A 1,279-nucleotide genomic window follows, 5' to 3' on the forward strand; every position below is an offset into this window, starting at 1 on the left:
CAATGCCGTTAACTTTGGGAGTTTGCTGACAGCGGGCAATGTCTGAGCGAATCTGACTGTGCGGCAGGGTGTTCGGTGTAGGGTGCCGGGTCGTGACGCAGGTGGTGGGGCGGTTGACCGACCGGATCGGGCTGGGGGTGCTGACCCGGGTGGTGTCGCGGGATCTGGTCGATGAGGTGGTGGCGCAGACCGGTCGGCGGGAGAAGCGGCAGCGGTTGTTGCCGGCGCGGGTGGTGGTGTATTTCGTGTTGGCGATGACGTTGTTCTTTGACGACGCTTACGAGGAGGTGATGCGCAAACTCGTTGACGGGCTGCGGTTTCTGCGATCCTGGGACGGCCTGTGGCGGGTGCCGAGCTCTGCGGCGCTGTGCAAGGCGCGGGTGCGCCTGGGCGAGGAGCCGGTGCGGGAGTTGTTCCGGCGGGTGGCGGTGCCGCTGGCGGGTGCCGGAACTCCGGGCGCGTGGCTGGCGGGGCGGCGGGTGATGGCCATCGACGGGGTCCAGATGGATGTTCGCGACACACCCGATAACGAGGCCGAGTTCGGTCGCGGCCGCACTCATCAGGCATTGGATGATCCGTATCCGAAGGTGAAGGTCGTGGGGTTGGCCGAGTGCGGCACGCACGCGATCGTCGATGCCGAGATCGGGGCTGTCGAGACCGACGAACGGGAGTTGGCGCGGGTATTGCTGGAGCGTTTCGACCCCGGGATGCTCGTTCTCGCCGACCGCGGATTCTTCAGTCACGAGTTCTGGCGCGAGGCCATCGCCACCGGGGCGGATCTGTTGTGGCGGGTGCAGTCGGGGCTGAATCTGCCTGTCGTGCAGGAACTCCCGGATGGCTCGTATCTGGCCAGGCTCTCGGATAAGGCCGAACGTCAGCGCAACCGCCGTCGTCTGGCCGCGGGCGTGGACACCGAAACCGAAGGCGTGTTGGTGCGGGTGGTGGTCTACGAGATCACCAACCGTGACAGCGATCAGATCGGGCCGATCCGCCTGATCACCACGATGCTGGATCCCGAGCAGGTCAGTGCCTGTGAGCTCGCTGCGACCTACCACTGCCGCTGGGAATTCGAAACCAGCCTGGCCGAACTCGAGACCAGCCAGCGCGGCAGCTACCGGGTGCTGCGTTCACACAGTCCGGCCATGGTCCGCCAGGAGATCTGGGCCCTGCTGACCACCCACTACGCGATCCGCGAACTCATGTACTACACCGCCGACTTCGAATCGGTCGATCCGCTACGGCTGTCGTTCGTCCGCACCCTGCGCGTTGTCCGCCGCCA

1 protein-coding gene is annotated in these 1,279 nt (G+C 65.8%); it reads left to right on the top strand.

From position 1 onward, the window contains the following. Positions 1–92: 92 nt before the first annotated feature. Positions 93–1,279 (top strand): IS4 family transposase (locus tag ACFXN1_RS51860; RefSeq protein WP_379446769.1); only part of this gene is annotated, 1,187 nt, incomplete at its 3' end.

It is taken from the genome of Nocardia sp. NPDC059154 (genome assembly GCF_042755705.1).
In the GTDB taxonomy this organism is placed as follows: Bacteria; Actinomycetota; Actinomycetes; order Mycobacteriales; family Mycobacteriaceae; genus Nocardia.